Source organism: Sphingobium sp. EM0848 (assembly GCF_013375555.1).
In the GTDB taxonomy this organism is placed as follows: Bacteria; Pseudomonadota; Alphaproteobacteria; order Sphingomonadales; family Sphingomonadaceae; genus Sphingobium.
In genome coordinates, this window is sequence record NZ_JABXWB010000001.1 from 3,140,069 (window position 1) to 3,156,687 (window position 16,619).

General features: G+C 59.8%; 14 protein-coding genes and 1 tRNA gene. 6 read left to right on the forward strand and 9 right to left on the reverse strand.

Annotated elements, in window-relative coordinates:
* On the reverse strand, positions 1–750 hold the full coding sequence (locus tag HUK73_RS15350; protein ID WP_176592677.1) for a hypothetical protein: 750 nt from the start codon (positions 748–750) through the stop codon (positions 1–3).
* A gap of 36 nt (positions 751–786) precedes the next feature.
* Entirely contained in the window at positions 787–1,539 is a 753-nt protein-coding gene (locus HUK73_RS15355; protein WP_176592678.1) for an RNA methyltransferase, read from the reverse strand.
* A gap of 99 nt (positions 1,540–1,638) precedes the next feature.
* Here HUK73_RS15355 and HUK73_RS15360 point away from each other — a divergent pair.
* Positions 1,639–1,725, forward strand: a tRNA-Tyr gene (locus HUK73_RS15360).
* A gap of 202 nt (positions 1,726–1,927) precedes the next feature.
* Here the strand turns inward: HUK73_RS15360 and HUK73_RS15365 are convergent.
* On the reverse strand, positions 1,928–3,229 hold the full coding sequence (locus HUK73_RS15365; RefSeq protein ID WP_176592679.1) for a UDP-glucose/GDP-mannose dehydrogenase family protein: 1,302 nt from the start codon (positions 3,227–3,229) through the stop codon (positions 1,928–1,930).
* Positions 3,230–3,266: 37 nt separating this feature from the next.
* The gene (gene galU, locus HUK73_RS15370) at positions 3,267–4,151 is read right to left on the reverse strand and encodes a UTP--glucose-1-phosphate uridylyltransferase GalU (RefSeq protein WP_176592989.1); all 885 of its coding nucleotides are present in this window, start codon (positions 4,149–4,151) and stop codon (positions 3,267–3,269) included.
* A gap of 299 nt (positions 4,152–4,450) precedes the next feature.
* On the opposite strand from galU, the gene HUK73_RS15375 reads away from it, so the two are divergent.
* The gene (locus HUK73_RS15375; RefSeq protein WP_176592680.1) at positions 4,451–4,960 is read left to right on the forward strand and encodes a PilZ domain-containing protein; all 510 of its coding nucleotides are present in this window, start codon (positions 4,451–4,453) and stop codon (positions 4,958–4,960) included.
* 22 nt (positions 4,961–4,982) lie between these two features.
* On the opposite strand, the gene HUK73_RS15380 is transcribed toward HUK73_RS15375, so the two are convergent.
* Positions 4,983–5,177, reverse strand: a complete 195-nt coding sequence (locus HUK73_RS15380; RefSeq protein WP_176592681.1) for a hypothetical protein — start codon at positions 5,175–5,177, stop codon at positions 4,983–4,985.
* 269 nt (positions 5,178–5,446) lie between these two features.
* On the opposite strand from HUK73_RS15380, the gene galE reads away from it, so the two are divergent.
* Positions 5,447–6,451, forward strand: a complete 1,005-nt coding sequence (galE, locus tag HUK73_RS15385) for a UDP-glucose 4-epimerase GalE (protein WP_255326296.1) — start codon at positions 5,447–5,449, stop codon at positions 6,449–6,451.
* 34 nt (positions 6,452–6,485) lie between these two features.
* Here the strand turns inward: galE and HUK73_RS15390 are convergent, their stop codons facing one another.
* The gene (locus HUK73_RS15390; RefSeq protein WP_176592682.1) at positions 6,486–8,027 is read right to left on the reverse strand and encodes a lipopolysaccharide biosynthesis protein; all 1,542 of its coding nucleotides are present in this window, start codon (positions 8,025–8,027) and stop codon (positions 6,486–6,488) included.
* 195 nt (positions 8,028–8,222) lie between these two features.
* Here HUK73_RS15390 and HUK73_RS15395 point away from each other — a divergent pair, with 195 nt between their 5' ends.
* Complete coding sequence (locus tag HUK73_RS15395) at positions 8,223–9,446, forward strand: right-handed parallel beta-helix repeat-containing protein (protein WP_218036466.1); 1,224 nt, start codon at positions 8,223–8,225, stop codon at positions 9,444–9,446.
* Between the two features lie 43 nt (positions 9,447–9,489).
* On the opposite strand, the gene HUK73_RS15400 is transcribed toward HUK73_RS15395, so the two are convergent.
* Positions 9,490–10,494, reverse strand: coding sequence for a glycosyltransferase family 4 protein (locus HUK73_RS15400; RefSeq protein WP_369805501.1), 1,005 nt, complete (start codon positions 10,492–10,494; stop codon positions 9,490–9,492).
* A gap of 207 nt (positions 10,495–10,701) precedes the next feature.
* Between HUK73_RS15400 and HUK73_RS15405 the strand changes: the two genes are divergently transcribed.
* A complete protein-coding gene (locus HUK73_RS15405) occupies positions 10,702–11,727 on the forward strand; it encodes a glycosyltransferase family 2 protein (RefSeq protein WP_176592685.1) in 1,026 nt (341 codons plus the stop codon).
* 536 nt (positions 11,728–12,263) lie between these two features.
* Here HUK73_RS15405 and HUK73_RS15410 read toward each other — a convergent pair.
* Positions 12,264–12,794, reverse strand: coding sequence for a calcium-binding protein (locus HUK73_RS15410; RefSeq protein ID WP_176592686.1), 531 nt, complete (start codon positions 12,792–12,794; stop codon positions 12,264–12,266).
* Positions 12,795–13,313: 519 nt separating this feature from the next.
* Between HUK73_RS15410 and HUK73_RS15415 the strand changes: the two genes are divergently transcribed.
* Positions 13,314–15,314 (forward strand): right-handed parallel beta-helix repeat-containing protein, encoded by a 2,001-nt coding sequence (locus tag HUK73_RS15415; RefSeq protein WP_176592687.1) that lies wholly within the window; start codon positions 13,314–13,316, stop codon positions 15,312–15,314.
* An 84-nt stretch (positions 15,315–15,398) separates the two neighbouring features.
* On the opposite strand, the gene welK is transcribed toward HUK73_RS15415, so the two are convergent.
* Positions 15,399–16,433, reverse strand: a complete 1,035-nt coding sequence (gene welK, locus HUK73_RS15420; RefSeq protein ID WP_176592688.1) for a beta-1,4-glucuronosyltransferase WelK — start codon at positions 16,431–16,433, stop codon at positions 15,399–15,401.
* Positions 16,434–16,619 lie beyond the last annotated feature (186 nt).

Genomic DNA, 16,619 nt, shown 5'->3' on the forward strand with positions numbered 1-16,619 from the left:
TTACGGTTTGACCCGTAGCGTGGCGGCGGGCGCCTCATTGGTCAGCGGCGTCACTTTCCAAATGATCCGCTTGCCCTGCGGCGTGTCCTGTGCGCCGTCCTCCTGATTCTGGCTGACGATCTCAGCATTGGTGGTGAGGGTGAAGGTGCCGTCCAGCGCCTTGGCCGCGTCGTCGCTGCCGCTGCCGCCCATGGGGTTCTGGCTCTTGTCATAGCCGTTGGAATAGCCCGGCGCCTTGACCCGCACGCGGTCGTCCCCGCGCAATTCCACCGCGACGAAGGGCAGCACGATCTGCGCGTCGCTGTTGAACGGAAAGAGAAAGGCATGGGTCAGCTTGCCGCTGATCGCATAGTCGATCTCGAACCGATGATTGCCCATATAGCGGGCCGAACGGAACCCCTTCTCCTTGGCGAGGGCGGCGGCGATGCCCTGCATCTGCTGCTCGTCGCTCTTGCCCTCCTTGTTGTCGAACCGCTCCTCGGCCTTGCCCTGCTCCTTGGATTGCAAGGCCGTGTGCAGCCTGCTCGGTTGCTCTTTGGGCGGGGTGCCGTCGATTGGATCCTCGCTGGAGGGCGCCGGCCCCAGCCCCTTGCCTATATCGGACGCCAATATCTCGCCCTTATAGGTGAAGCTGAAGCTGCGGTCGGCGCGGATGTCCAGCGTCGAGTCAAACTTGCCCGGCGTCACCAGGCAAGCCGAGAGCAGCAGGCTGGCCGTCAGAACGGCGGCGGTGCGCAGAAAAGCGATCACAAGCGACCCTCCCCCTGTATTCGTGCCCCCATGCGCTTACCGGCTGGCGGCCGCGTAAAGGGCGATTGCCGCGGCATTGGAAACGTTGAGGCTTTCCATGCGCGGGCTGATCGGCAGTTTAGCCAAAATGTCGCAATGCGCCATGCTGTTGTGGCGCAGGCCTTCGCCCTCGGCGCCCAGCACCAGCGCGACCCGCGATGTGCCGATGGCCTCGCCCAGCGTCGTGTCGGCCTCGCCATCCAGACCGATGCGCCAATAGCCGGCTTCGGCAATCTCATCGAGCGCGCGGGCAAGGTTCACGACCCGGACCCAGGGTATGATTTCCAGAGCGCCCGAAGCGGCCCGCGCCAACACCCCTGATTCGGGCGGCGCATGGCGGTCCTGCGTCACGATGCAGAGCGCGTCGAAGGCCGCGGCCGACCGCAGGATCGCGCCGACATTGTGCGGGTCCGTTACCTGATCCAACACCAGCACGGGGCGCCCATAACCCGGTCCGTCGTCCTGTCCGGCCTCCAGCGCGTCGCCCAGCCAGACATCGTCCAGCGGCTCGACCTCGGCCACGATGCCCTGATGCGGTGCGTCCGACGGCACCATACGCCCCAGATCGGCGCCATCGGAATAGACGATGGGCAGGACCGTGGGCAGATCGAGCGCATTCAGCGCCTCTCGCGTCCCCCAGATCTTGCGCACCACCCGGTTCGGATTGGCGAGCGCGGCGATGACGGCATGCCGTCCATAGAAGCGGGGAAAGGTCCCTTTGGCCTTTCCAGTGCGATTTCCTCTTTTCATGTGTCGCTCTTTTCACATTGAGCCATTGACAGGCAAGTCTCCTTTCGCCATTGAGCGCCCTCCAGCCGATCGGGGCTTCCCCGAAACGGTTAGGCGACTGGACAGGTGGCCGAGTGGTTAAAGGCAGCAGACTGTAAATCTGCCCGGGTTTCCCGTACGCTGGTTCGAATCCAGCCCTGTCCACCATCGCTCCTTTGGGTGCGCTCGGCACAGAGTGCGCAAGGGGTAGCGTAAAGAGCTATGCTCCCAATTTTCCATTATCTTCTCGAAGAGAGAAAGCCGTACAATCGGCATCATAATATGGGCGGAAAGGCGAATCTTCCCGCCGATTTTCAGTGCAATGTCTTTTGGAGCGGGCGCAGCCTTCGGTCGTGCCCGTCCGGTGCCTCTAGCGGCCGACGGCCTGATAGGTGAAACCGGCCTCTTCGATCAGCTTGCGGGGATAGATGTTACGCAGGTCGACGATGATCGGCTTGTTGAGCAGCGTCTTCACCCGGTTGAGGTCAAGCGCGCGGAATTGATCCCATTCCGTCACGATGGCCAGCGCGTCCGCGCCTTCCATCGCGCCATAGGCGTCGGTGCAGTAGGTGACATTTTCCAGAACCTTCCGCGCTTGCTCAACCCCTTCAGGGTCATAGGCACGGATGACCGCGCCGGCATCCTGCAAGGCCTGGATGATGGCAATGGACGGGCTGTCGCGCATGTCGTCGGTGTTGGGCTTGAAGGTCAGGCCGAGGATCGCGATGGTCTTGCCACGCACGTCGCCGCCGCAGGCCGCGATCACCTTGCGCCCCATGGCGCGCTTGCGGTTGTCGTTGACTGCGACCACCGCCTCGACGATCCGTTGCGGCGCCTCATAGTCCTGTGCGGTCTTGAGCAGGGCCAGCGTGTCCTTGGGGAAGCAGCTGCCGCCATAGCCGGGACCGGCGTGGAGGAATTTGGAGCCAATGCGATTGTCGAGGCCGATGCCGCGCGCCACGTCCTGAACATCAGCGCCGACCTTTTCGCACAGGTCCGCAATTTCGTTGATGAAGGTGATCTTCGTGGCGAGGAAGGCGTTGCCCGCATATTTGGTGAGTTCCGCGCCGCGGCGGCTCATTTCGATGATCGGCGAACGGCCCAGCGCCAGCGGACGGTAGATGGCCCGCATCACCTCCAGCGCCCGCGGATCGTCGCCGCCGATGACGACGCGGTCGGGCCGCTTGAAATCATCGATCGCCGCGCCTTCGCGCAGGAATTCAGGGTTGGACACCACGGCGTAATCCGCGTCGGGATTGGTGGCACGGATGATTCGGTCCACCTCGTCGCCGGTGCCGACCGGCACGGTCGATTTGTCGACGATCACCGTGAAGCCGTCGATGGCCGCCGCGATCTCCTGTGCGGCGGCATAGACATAGTTGAGGTCGGCATGGCCATCGCCCCGGCGCGACGGGGTGCCCACGGCGATGAATACCGCATCGGCACCCGCCACGCCCCCGGTGACGTCCGTGGTAAAGCTCAGGCGCCCGGCGGCGACATTGTCCGCCACCAGCCGGTCGAGGCCGGGTTCGTAAATCGGCATGACGCCCGCCTCGATCTTCTCGATCTTCGAGGAGTCCTTGTCGACGCAGACGACATCATGACCGAAGTCCGCGAAGCAGGCCCCGGAAACGAGGCCCACATAGCCTGTGCCGATCATCGTGATTTTCATGGCAAGCTGCCCTTTTGCAGAATGGAAGGGAGGGGGGTCAGGTGGCGGGCGAAGCCGCCAGCAGTTTTTCGGCGATCACGCGCATCTCCGTCGCCATGTCCGGGCGTTCGAGTGCCAGCGCCAGATTGGCTTCGACATAGCCGATCTTCGATCCGCAATCGAAGCGCTGGCCGGTGAAGGTCAGCCCGTGAAATGGTCCATGTCCGATCATCGCGGCCATGGCGTCGGTCAACTGGATTTCGCCGCCGGCTCCCTTTTCCTGCCGTTCCAATATCGTCATCACTTCTGGTCGCAGGATATAGCGGCCGGGCAGGATCAGGTTGCTGGGCGCGGTGCCGGGCGCGGGCTTTTCGACCAGCCCCTTCACCTCCGTCAGCGCGCCGTTGCGGGCGCCCGGATCGATCACGCCATAGCTGGACGTCTGTTCCATCGGGACTTCCAGCGCGCAGATCAGATTGCCGCCGATATGTTGGTAAGCGTCGACCATCTGCTTCATGCAGCCGGGCGATCCATGCATGAATTCGTCGGGCAGAATGATCGCGAAAGGCTCATCGCCTATCACGTCGCGGGCGCACCAGATGGCATGGCCCAGGCCCAGCGGTTCCTGCTGCCGGATGAAAATGGCGTTGCCCGGCGACAGGCGGGTTCCTTCCAGCGCGGACAGATCCTTGCCGCGCGCTTTTTGTGTTGCTTCCAACTCGTAGGCGACGTCGAAATGATCCTCGATGGCGTTCTTGCCGCGCCCGGTGATGAAGATCATGGTCTCGATGCCGGCTTCCAGCGCTTCATCGACCGCATATTGGATCAGCGGCCGGTCGACCACCGGCAGCAATTCCTTCGGCACGGCTTTGGTTGCCGGCAGGAATCGGGTGCCCAGGCCTGCAACGGGAAACACGGCCTTACGAACAACTTTGCCCCTCATCATGAAACCCCTGTTTACAGACCCGTGGTGCGGCCCGACAATGAATCGCGTTTATCAGATCGATATTTTGCATCGCAGCATGTCGACGGACGCGTCAAGCCAATCATGATTTATCCATGATTGGTGAACGCTGTTCCGGATGTTCCAACATATTCGGCCTATGCTTCATTTCCTATTGGCAATGCTGTTCGCCCGATCATCATTTACAGCAAATTAACGCCAAGCTGGGATGGAGGCAGCATCAGCCCGGCCGTTCAAATCAATGGCACTGGCGGATGAAGCGTGCCAGTGGAGAAACGATGAAATCGCCCTATGTCATCCCCATGCAACGCCTTCAGCGGAAGTTTGATCGCCATCCCCTGAACCGTGCATCCACGCTTCGGTCCGATGACGGCAAGCCCGTCGATGTGCTGTTGGAAAACATGTCGCTGACGGGGTTCAAGATTTCCACGTCCGCCGATCTGGCTATCGGAGAAGCGGTCATCATCGGTCTTGCGGGGGTCGGCGTTCGCTCGGCACGGGTGGTCTGGTCTGAAAATGGCCAGGCGGGCTGTGCCTTCGATCAGCCCTTGACCGCACTGGAACTGGAAGAGACTGAAAAGGCGCAAACGGTCATCACGGGCGCTTTCCGGTCCGAGGCAGGCGATGATGGCGCGGTGCCGGACATGCTGTTTGCGGGGATGGCCACGCCCGTATCGCCGCGTCTGCGGTCCCGCTATCGGCTTGCCCTCATCATGTTCGCCACGGTTGCGAGCTGGGGTGTTTTCATAGCGGTGATGATATTCGGCAAGCGCATTCTGGGTTTTTGAGGCGCTTCTGCTTCCCCCGGCCTCATTTTTCCTTCCGCATTTTGAAAAATGTGCCGATGATGAATATCAGGCAGAACGGAATCCAGAAAATCGCAATCAAACGATCCGTCAGCGTAACGGAAACATGGGGGCGCGACAGATTCTGTCTGCGCCACATATGGTAAAGGCCGATAATCCAGATCAGAAAAAGGGCGGTGCCCAAGAACAACATCATCACTATATCATCGCCTCTACACTATGAACGGGCTATTAGTGCATCATTAGCTCTGGCGCCACCGTTCCATACGGACATATTGCACTGAAACGGGACAGGTTCCGGCCTATGCACCGGCGATGGGATATCCTGTTTCGGTTAATCAACCGTGGGACGTGCTGGCGTTTATTCAGGACAGTATAATCGCCAAGACGAAGTGAACCTGATCTTAAATTTGTATAATTATTTGGCCTTATGCTGTGATAGCGCAGTCACGCAAAGCAGGGGTGAGAATGAATTCGATGAAAACGGTGCTGGTTACAGGCGGGGCAGGTTATGTCGGCTCGCATTGCTGCAAGGCATTTGCTGCGGCGGGGTGGAAGGTCGTGACGCTCGACAATCTGTCCCGCGGATGGGCATCCGCCGTCAAATGGGGGCCTCTGGTCGAGGCGGACATTGCCGATCGGGGAGCGGTTGAGGCGGCCCTGCGCGAGTACAGGCCCGATGTCGTCGCGCATTTCGCGGCTTATGCCTATGTCGGTGAATCGGTGGCGCAGCCGGACATCTATTATCAGAACAACAGCGCGGGGACTTTGGCGCTGCTTGAAGCGATGCGAGCCTGCGGGCAGCGGCGCATCCTGTTCTCCAGCACCTGCGCATCCTATGGTCATCCCGTCCGGCTGCCCATTGACGAGGCGCATCCGCAATCGCCGATCAATCCCTATGGCTGGTCGAAATTCATCATCGAGCGGATGCTGGAGGATTATGCGCGCGCCTATGATTTCCATTCGATCGCGCTGCGTTATTTCAACGCGGCGGGGTGTGACCCGGACGGTGAGATCGGGGAACGGCATGAACCGGAAACCCATGCCATTCCGCTTGCCATAGCGGCGGGTATCGCCGGCGGCACCTTTAATGTGTTCGGCACCGATTTCGACACGCGCGATGGCAGCGCCATCCGCGACTATATCCATGTCTGCGATCTGGCCGATGCGCATGTGCTGGCGGCGGAGCGACTGCTGAGCGGGGAGAGTCAGGGCGCCGATATATTCAACCTCGGCACCGGTAACGGCACGAGCGTTCTGGAACTGGCTGCGGCGATCAACCGCGCGACGGGCGGCCAACTGCAACTGCTGCACGCTCCGCGACGGGAAGGCGATCCCGCGCAGCTCGTCGCATCGGCGCAGAAGGCTCGTGACGTACTGGGATGGATACCGACCCGTTCCGACATCGATTTCATCGTCGATACCGCCTTGGCCTGGCAGTTGCGGCAAGCCGTTCCCAGCGCCGCCGCCTGAGGAGGGGGCAGTGTGACGCTCTGCCGGCCTGGGCCTATCGGGGGGCGCGGCGATATATGTTCAGGACATTTCCGGCGAGGCGATGGACCTGCGCCGTAACCTTGGTTTCGGCGCCTTCCGGACGTCCTGACGCGATCCAGAGAAGTCCATGCGTGCCAAGGTAAAGACCGACGCACAACAGACCGCGCCAGGCGAGCTCCGCGGCCAATATCCATTCGGGCAGTTCGCCATAGGCTCGATCGGGTACCATCAATATGACCGCTGACATGACGCCCACACTGGCGAAGCTGCGCCATGATGCCTTGAACGGTTCGTATATCCGGCGAGAGGTCAGTATCGCGGCAAGAGAAAGCCCGTAAAGGGACTGGAAGATGCCGGAGGCCGCGCGTGCCGTCAAAAGGCCGATCAAGCCTCCATAATGATAGCCCAGATACATGGCGATGGTGCGAAGGACCATGTAGATGACGGAACGGGCGGCGAGCATCCTGACCCGGCCCAGCGCCATTGCCAATGCTTCCACGCCCGCGCCGACCGTCTGCAGCGCGAAAACGGGCGCCATGAACTGGACCACCGGAATCGCCAGATCCCAGCCGGGGCCGAAAAGCAGGCAGATCATCGGCCTGGCGAGCAAGGCCATGGTAAAGCCGATCGGCAGCGCAATCGCCAGCCCGGCGGCCTGCACCTGCGCATAGTTGCGACGAAGCCTTTCGGGATCGTTGTTCATGATCGCGAAGGCGGGAAACATCGCGCGCGTCAATGTCGGGATGACGTCGCCGGTCGCCATCGAGTTGATCTGGTTGCCGACCGTATAGGCGCCAACCGTCTTGGTATCCATGACCTTCCCGATGAAGAATATCTCGATCCGCAGCGCGAGTTGCAGGAAGAGGTTCTGCACCAACAGCCAGACGCCGAAGCCGAGCATTTCACGATAATGGGTCAGCGACAGGCGCGGGCGGCCCGGCACCCGCCAATAGGACAGCAGCAGGTTGACCAGCGCTTGGGCGATATTCCCCGCGACCAGCGCCCAGTAGGAATGCAGCAGGAAGGCGAGGCTGATGGATATGATGCTGCCCGCGAGCGTGGCGAAGGCGCGCCGCTGCGAATCCTTCTTGAAATCCAGATTGCGGGAATAAAGCATGAAATAGGGATTGTGGAGGCCGTTCAATATCGTCGTTATGGTCAGCGCATAGAGGATCGCGTCCAGTCCCGGCGCATTCATGAACCGGGCCAGCGGATAGGCCGCCGCCGCGAGCATGGTGGCCATCACCAATCCGCGCAGGAAATTGAGGGTGAACGCCGTCGACAAATGCGAATCGTCCAGGCCGCGCGTCCGCACCAGCGCGTTGCCGACCTCCACATTGGTCATGGCTTCGAGGATGATCATGATCGTCGTGGCGATCGCGACGACACCGAAATCGGCAGGGATGAGCGCGCGCGCCAGAATCGCAAGCGTAACCAGTTGAAGGCCGCGCATCGCCATGTTGAGCGACCAGAGCATCAGCGCGCTGTTGGCGACGCGCGTGCCCAGATCGGAACTGCTGCGCTCAACATCCATGGGCTGTGCTGGCTCGGTCATCTATGTCCCTAATGCTCGCGATGCTGCGCTGCGCCAGCGGCCTTACAATGTGCGCAGGGCAAGTGCGACAGAAAATCTCCACTTGATCTTGGATTTAAAGGAAGATTTTCGACGATGAATTGTTGGGCGCTTGCGATGGTCGGGCGATCCTTCATAATAATTTCGTTACCAGACATTTATCAGCGCAGGATGTCCATGACACGTCGAACCGCCAAAATGCCTTCCACGGCATCTCGTTTCCATGGACGCAAGCGCATGCCGATCGTGCTGGGGCTGGCTGGAGCGGTTCTTGCCATCGCGGGGCTCTCGCTGGCCTTCATGATTCTAAGGAAGGGCGACTGGGCGAATCCTGTCGCGTCGGCGCTGGCGAATGCTGCCGCACCCGACGCCGGTATAGACGATGCCGCCAGCCTAACCGCTGCCCTGAGGCGAGCACGGGGCAGTGAAACACTGCTGCTGGAACCGGGACGCTATGACATTCTGAACTTGAAAGGCGTAAGCTTTGCCCGGCCCGTCACCCTGGCCTCGCGTGATCCACGTCGGCCCGCGGTGCTCACCGGCTTCAGGCTCCGCAATGTCGAGGGACTGATCCTGCAGGATTTGGAGTTCGACGTGGTCGCGACGAACGGCATGTTTTCCTACGACATGACTGATTGCGCCAATATCGAACTGCGGCGGATCAACGTTCATGGATCGCTGGATGGTAATCCGGCCAATGACAAATCGCCGATCATGATCCGCGGATCGAGCCATGTGACCATTGCCGACAGCGATTTTCGGGAACTGTTCCACGGCATATCGTTTCTGGAAAGCAGCAACCTGACCTTCACCGGCAATGCTTTTCGCGATCTGCGCACGGATGGCATCCGGGGTGGAGGGTCTTCCCACCTTCTGATCCGGGGCAATGTCTTCACCGATTTCAAGCCGGAACCCAAGGACCATCCCGACGGCATTCAGTTGTGGACCACCAATACGACGGCAACTGCCAGGGACATCATGATCGAGGGTAATGTGATCATGCGCGGCAAGGGTGATCCCATACAGGGCATCTTCATCCGCGATACTTTCGACCAGTTTCCGTTCGAGGAATTGACCGTCCGCAACAATCTGGTCCTTGGCGCGATGTATAACGGCATTGCAATCGGCGGGTCGAAGGGGGCCGTGGTGGAAAACAATATGGTCGTGGCTTTTGCCGGTCAGAAAAGCTGGATACGCACCGGCGCCACCGCCGGGATGCGGATGAGCGGCAACCGTGCCACAGCCTATATCGTACCGCCAACGGCGCAGGTCGACCAAAAGGGCAATCGCACGGTGGCGACCGTTCGGGACGGGGGCAGGGCGGTACTGGCGGATTGGCTGGCGCAAGGAGACAATGCGCGCATGGTGGCGCGTCCGCTCGCAGCGGCCGGTTTGCGGTAGAGATCGGATCGGCTGGCCGTTATTTGGTCATCGGCCTTGGCGATCAACGCGCGACCACCTGCTTCACCGCGCTTTCCAGCGCCTCGCCCCAGGCCTGCCAGTTCAACCGTTGTTCGTAATCCGCCCTGGCGGCGTGGCACAGGGCGGCATAGGCCGCCTCATCCGACCAGGCCGCCAATATGCGATCGGCATAAGCGGAGGCCGATGATCCGGGAGGAAGCAGAATGCCGGTTTCGCCGTCCCTGACGATCGTGGAAACGCCACCCGTGCTGATCGCCACCGCCGGTCGGCCAAAGGCGGCCGTTTCGCAATAGACCAGTCCAAAAGCTTCCTGACGGCTGGGCATCAGGAAGAAGGACGATCCGGCAAAAAGATCAACGAAGCGCCGATAGTCTGCGGGGTCAGACTTTTTCAACAGGCCGTGGACATGCACGCCATCCAGATTGGTGGCCTCGGGTGGACGGCAGCCGACAATGTGCAATTCCGCATTTCCTGTCCGGCGACGCAGTTCGCGCCAGATGTCGAGCGCCAGAGGGCCGCCCTTGCGGTCCCATGCGTAGCCGGCGAACAGCAGTTTGAGCGGCCCGCCGCTGACCGGCTGTTGAAAGCCGGGGTCCGTTTCCAGATTGGCGCCATAGGGGACCGCCATCAGCCGATCATCGGCAATGCCATAAGCGCCGGCGGCGGAAGCGCGGCCCCATTCCGACGTCATCATCAACATGTCGCAACGATCGACCATGTTGCGCTGCATGTCGTTTCCGACCCTCCGCGTCCGGCCGTTGAGCCGTTTATACTGGTCATAATAATCGATGATCGTGTCGAACAATGCGTCGGCAATATAGACGACCGGCCATTTGGGATTGATATAGGCCAGCTTGTGGGCGGCGCCGACCGCCACGATGGCATCCGGCCGGAGGGCTTCCAACTGGCGGTCGATATGCCGGCTGAACATTCTGGCGACCAATGGTTCCCGGCTGACCAATATGCCTGCTCTTGCCAAAGGGGCCAGACGCGTAACGATCTTGTCGAGCCGTGGCGTGTCGATCACATGTGTGTCTGGAAAGCGACGCTTTACTTCTTTATGGCTATACCAGGGGACGCCACTCCAAGATGCACGATCGAAAGGGCTGGCGATGGAGATATAGCCTAGGCGCAAGCTTGACTTCCCTTGAATAGTGTCTCCAGTCTTTGGCTGGGTGTTTTGTGGAATGGTAATGAAGAATAGTTGCAAAATCGAGTGGGGATTCTCCTGGCTGTGACGGATTTTATTTCTGTCATTATTCCGGCCTATAATGCCGAGGCGACTATTGGGCACACCCTGTCGTCCGCTCTGGCGCAGACGGGTGTGGAGTTGGAAGTCGTCGTCGTTGACGATGGCTCTACGGATTGCACCGCAGAGCTGGTGGAGGCTGCTTGCGAGCGGGACGGCCGGGTGCGGCTGCTTCGGCAGCGTCAGGGCGGCGTGGCGCGCGCGCGCAATCTGGCGATCGCCTCCGCCAAGGGCAATTATGTGGCACCGCTCGATGCGGATGATATCTGGCATCCTGAGAAGCTGTTGCGGCAATCGAAGCTGTTGCGTGAATCGCCGGCCGATGTGGGTATGGCCTATAATTGGTTCCGTCGGATCGATGAGGACGACAGGGTGATTCCTGGATCGCCACGGCCCTGGATCGAGGGTTGGGCATTTCATCGCCATCTGGCATGGAACTTCATATCGAATGGCAGCACGCCCCTCATCAGGCGTGAAGTTCTGGACAGCATTCAATATGACCCGCAATTGCACGATCGCCAGTTGCAGGGGTGTGAGGATTATCTCCTCCAACTGGAGATCGCCCGGAAATATCGTTTTGCGTGCGTGCCGGCCTTTCTGACCGGCTATCGTCGGTCGCCCGGCGCCATGTCCAGCAATGTCGAGCGCATGATCCGGTCGCATATAGCCATGTTCGATATCCTTGCCGGTGATGTCGGTGAACAGGCTCGGCAACTGATCAGCCAGCAGCTGGCGCGATTGCATGTCGAACTGGCGCGGAACAGGCTGGGCAAGTTCGATGGGCAAGGTGTCGCGCGCAGCTTCCGGCGAGCATTGGCGCACGACATCGGTTGTGCGGCGCAGAGTCTGAAGGCCGAATTGATGAAGGGTGCCAGTCGCCGTACCGTCTATGGTCCTGCGGGAAAGCCCTTTCTGTCCTTCGGTGCCATGGATGTGGATGGTCCATGGACGGCTCAGAGATCGCGAGTTGAACTGGATAATCTGGAAGCCATGGACCGACAGTGGCTGTGAAGCAGAAGTTGGGCGGCAACAATCTTGATCCATTTTAAGGCGTGGTTCGAGCCGTCCGACAACAGAATTGAACGAAATCTTAACGCAAAGTATCTTATGGCGGCGGCGAAGTCAGGGATCGTAATATGCCGCAGCCAACCAGATCTTCCGTTGACCATATGTTCCTTCCGCATGGTAATTTGCGGGAAGGGGAATCGTCGGTAGCACTGGCGCGTTTGAACGCTGAGCATATGCATGCCTTGTCCATGGCGCCTATGTCCACTCAGGCGCCGACCGGACTGGCGGCTGGGGTAGTGCAGCTTTCGCGAATCGCAGGGCCGATCGCTCTTCTGGGCTGTTATATTCTGGTTGCGTTTCTGGTAATCCGTTAGAGCAAATCTCGATCCGATCGCGTCGGCTCGACGGCTTCCGCATCTCCGATCAATCGTCAAGCGGAACACCGGGCCGGAATTCAGAACTCCGTCCCGATGGACGCTATAAATGCTCCGGCAAGTCTAGTCTTGCCGGTCGATTACATGATCGAACGCAATGTATGATCAGACGGCGTGAGCGCTTGCCGCGGCCGAATAAGCAGCCCAGCCACCCGAAATGTGGATCGTCTGAGTCTGGCCTTCGCCATTGTCAATCGTCAGGATCAGAACGTCGGTCTGATTCTTGCGCGAAACGCTGACAAGATCCGAATCCTCAACCATCTTGACCAGGCCGGCCCAGGAACTGATCTGGGCAGCGGCGCCGCCGTTGAACGCGTTGATGCCGTCGCCGTCCGCGAAGTGCACAGCGCCGTAGTTGCCGAATACCAGCGTATCGCCCTCGCTGAAGTCGAGGTCGTAAATCTTGTCGAGGTCAGAGCTGCCCTCGATATTGTTACCGAAGAAACGGAACTGGTCTGCGCCATTGCCGCCCCAGAGCTGATCGTTGCCCGAGCCGCCCGTCAGAATGTCGTCGCCGCGACCGCCGCGCAGAATATCATCGCCGGCCAGACCATTGAGAACAGTGCCGTTGGGCCCCGACGACTGGATATCGTTGTTACCAGCATCGCCGCCTACATAATTTTGCAACACGCGCATCTCCTGAAAAATTGGAAGCAAAACAGATCGCTGTGCGGCCCGGCATTTTTTCTATGGAGCGGCGTTAATATATCGTAAAGTATATGTAAATAGTGAATAAATTAGCCTTGATCGCCAACTATTGCGATTTTTGCAGCCGGGATGGCAGCCTCCCCTTATGGGTCCGCGACTTGGTGTCGACAGGCTTTTCAGGTCTTCCCGTCGCTTCGATATGGCTGGAGAGGCCCGGCGGCCTCCAAGGGCGGTCGGCGAGTGAATTGTTCCATTATGGCACGGAAATTCATGAGGAAATGAGAAGTGGCCGCTTTTATGCGGCGCTGCCGCGTCGGGGCGGGGAGGTCGTTTCCGATCCGCTAAAAGGCGCTGTCGCCCTTCTTCGGGTGATAGGGCGTGAGGGTTGGCAGAAATGCGTGGTTAAAGATCGATACACCATCAACGCACATCAAAGCGCAATCCGCACAGTTTAATTCCCATGAACGGATGGGGGTCCAAATTGTTCCGAAGCGGGGCGGCTGAAATATGAGCGACATCATAGTAAAGGATTCTGCTGCGCTGGTGGCGGCAGTCAAATCGGCCAAGAATGGCGACACGATATTATTGAGCCAGGGGACGTATCAGTCTGTCGACCTTAGCGGGATCAAGATCGACGGCAATGTAACCATCAAGTCTCTCGATGTGTCGAATCAGGCCTCCCTGCTGGACCTGACGGTGAAGAGCAGCAGTGGCCTGACGTTCGAAAACCTGTGCTTTACGCCGCAATCGGCCGACAGGCTATATACGTTCAACGTTACCAGTTCATCCAACATCCATTTCGACAGCATTGAAGTGGTCGGTCCCGATGGCGCCACCGGTTACCAATCCGCGCCCTTCCTGATTCGGGGCAGCGAGAATGTCTCAGTGACGAATTCGGAATTTCATCATCTGTGGAACGGTGTCTCGGTGCTCGACAGTTCCTATGTGACCGTTACCGGGAACTATTTTCACGACATCCGGACCGATGGCTTCCGCGGCGGCGGCGTTTCCAACCTCGTCGTGTCGGGCAATTACATGACGGATTTCCATCCGGCCACCGGTGATCATCCGGACGGCATCCAGCTCTGGACAACCAATACGACGGCATCGGCGCATGATATCGTCATTACCGACAATATCATTACCCGCGGGGACGGCGCGGCCGTTCAGGGTATCTTCCTCCGTGATCAGGTGGGCACGCTGCCTTATGAGAACGTCACCATCACCGGCAATCTGGTGCTGGGGGGCATGTATAACGGCATTGCCGTAGGGCATCTGGACGGGGCGACGATTACCGGAAATACGGTGATCGGCCTGCCCGACCAGAAATCCTGGATTCGCGTCGATGACACGTCACATGCTGTCGTCAGCGACAACGTGTCGACAAGCTATATCCTGTCGTCGTCCAATGTCGGTCTGGTCACGAGCAACAATAGCACGGCGGCCGTTCCCAGCGACGGTGGCGATGCGCTTTTTGCCTCTTGGCTGCTCCAGCATCAAAGCCAGTTGGCGGGCCTGGACAACCTGTTGAGCGGAATATTGAACCTAACGGTCGTCGAGAAGCCCGCAACTCTGCCCTCTGATGCCGTCACCGTCCCGGCCGTGGAAGAACAGGTGACGGCGCCCGTAGTCGTGCCGCACAGTACGATAACGGGCACGGCCATGGGCGAAACGCTGAAAGTCGCGGCCGTCGGCGACAGCGATGTCTTTGCTGGCGCAGGGAATGACATCATCCATGGCGGCGCTGGCCATAATAATCTTTACGGCGGGACCGGCGACGACATCTATCATGTCAAGGGCACTGGCGACACCGTGATCGAACTTGCGGGTCAGGGCAGTGACACGGTTTATGCCTATATCGACTATAAGCTGACGGATAATGTCGAAACGCTGCGCATGGCCAAGGAAGGTCTTGTGGGGCAGGGCAACGACCTGGACAATCGTATCGTGGGTTCGGCGGGCGTCGACATACTTTACGGCCATGGCGGCAATGACATGATCCAGGGTGAAGGCGGTGACGACGTCATCTATGGCGGTGCAGGCGACGACAAACTGCTTGGCGGCGATGGCAACGACCGTCTCTATGGCGGCGACGGCAATGACACGCTGTCAGGCGGTGCCGGCAATGACGTGATCGACGGCGGTGCGGGCAACGACCGTATCGAGGGCGATGGCGGAGACGACATCCTGACTGGTGGCGCGGGTGCGGATCTGTTCAACTTCCGCGATGTCGGTGCTGTGGGTGCCACCGTCATCACCGACTTCAGCAGCGCGCAGAAGGACAAGATCGGTCTGTCGCTGATCGACGCCAATATCCATACGGCCGCCAATGATGCGTTCAAATTTATCGGGACAGCGGCATTTTCGAAGGTCGCGGGACAGTTGCGCTATGAAGTGGTGAATGGCGACAGCCATGTGTCGGGCGACGTCAACGGCGATGGCATTGCCGACTTCACTATTGTTTTGCAGCATGTGGACACGCTGCGGGCCAGCGATTTCATCCTGTAAAGGGGCGCGCTATCGGCCGCTCCGGAGCGGTTGTGGCGTGAAGATAAGGGCGATCCGGGGTCCGCCCGGATCGCCCTTTGCCTGTCAGGCGGCCTGCTTCGCGGCGGGCTCCAGAGAATCGCTTTCCCAGCCTGCGACCAGTTTGCTGAGATAGGCGATGAGTTCGGACGGGTCTGTTGTGGCCGCAATCGGTTCACGGGCACGCACGGCGTTCAGGGTGGCGCCGAAATCCTCATCCCTGTCGATGACCGCGATCAGGCCCCGATCGGCAAAGGCTCGGGTGATCTCGCTCTGGTGATCGTCATAATGCTCGCCGCGATCGAATCGCCGCGGCACGGCGATGACCCGGCATCCTTCGCGCAGTGCGGTGATCAACGATCCGGTGCCGCCGTGGCAAACCACGATGTCGGCATCGCGCAGCATTTGTTTCATCGCGTCGAACGATAGTGTTTCGACCGTTTCCATGCCTTCCGGCCTGATTCCGCCGGTCCCGACCTGAGCCAGAACCTTTTCGGGAATGTCACCGTTTGACTTGGCCTGAGCGACCATTTGGGTCAACCGGTCGAACGGCAATGTTGCGCCGACCGTGGCGAACAGCAAAGCCTCCTTTTCCGGACGTTTTTCTTCCAGCAGTCTGAATGGATCGAAGCATAGCGCTCCCCATTGCCGGGCTGCCTCGGCCGATTGCGCGATGCGGATATGCGCCAGCGGGCCGACCATGCGGGCAAAGGTGGAGGGCCCGGTGAAGCGTGCAAAGGAATCGATGGCCACGATCTTTGCGCCCGCCAAACGTCCCCACAGAATCGTGAAGAAGACGGAACCCGCGCCCGTGGTCACGATGATGTCGGGGCGTTTCCGCAAGATGATTGCCGCCGAGCGCGTCATGTTGCGGATGGCCGCGCGAAGCATGCGGAAGGGGGCGCCCAACCGTGCCTGCCCCAGCGCGACATGCGGCACGAAGCAGGTGTCGTGATTCGCGGCGATGGATTGACCCAGCGCCGTATCCTCCGTCACGAAGAAACAGTCGCTCCCAGCCCAAAACGGCTCCAGATCCAGCAACTGACGCACATGTCCGCCTCCGGAACCTGCGAGGCAAATGCGTAGCGAGGGTGGCGCCATAGAGAAATTCTCCGTCGAAAAGGGGGCGGGCGCAAAGTTGCAGAGTGATCGTTAATGCCCTGTTATGCGCTATAAAAATAGGTTATGGGCATTTCGCAAGTGCGAAGATTGCTAGTTTACTTTAAAAATTCCGGATCGGATGATGATCGCAAATACTCCTCATGCCCTTTGTCGGTCGGTCCTGCC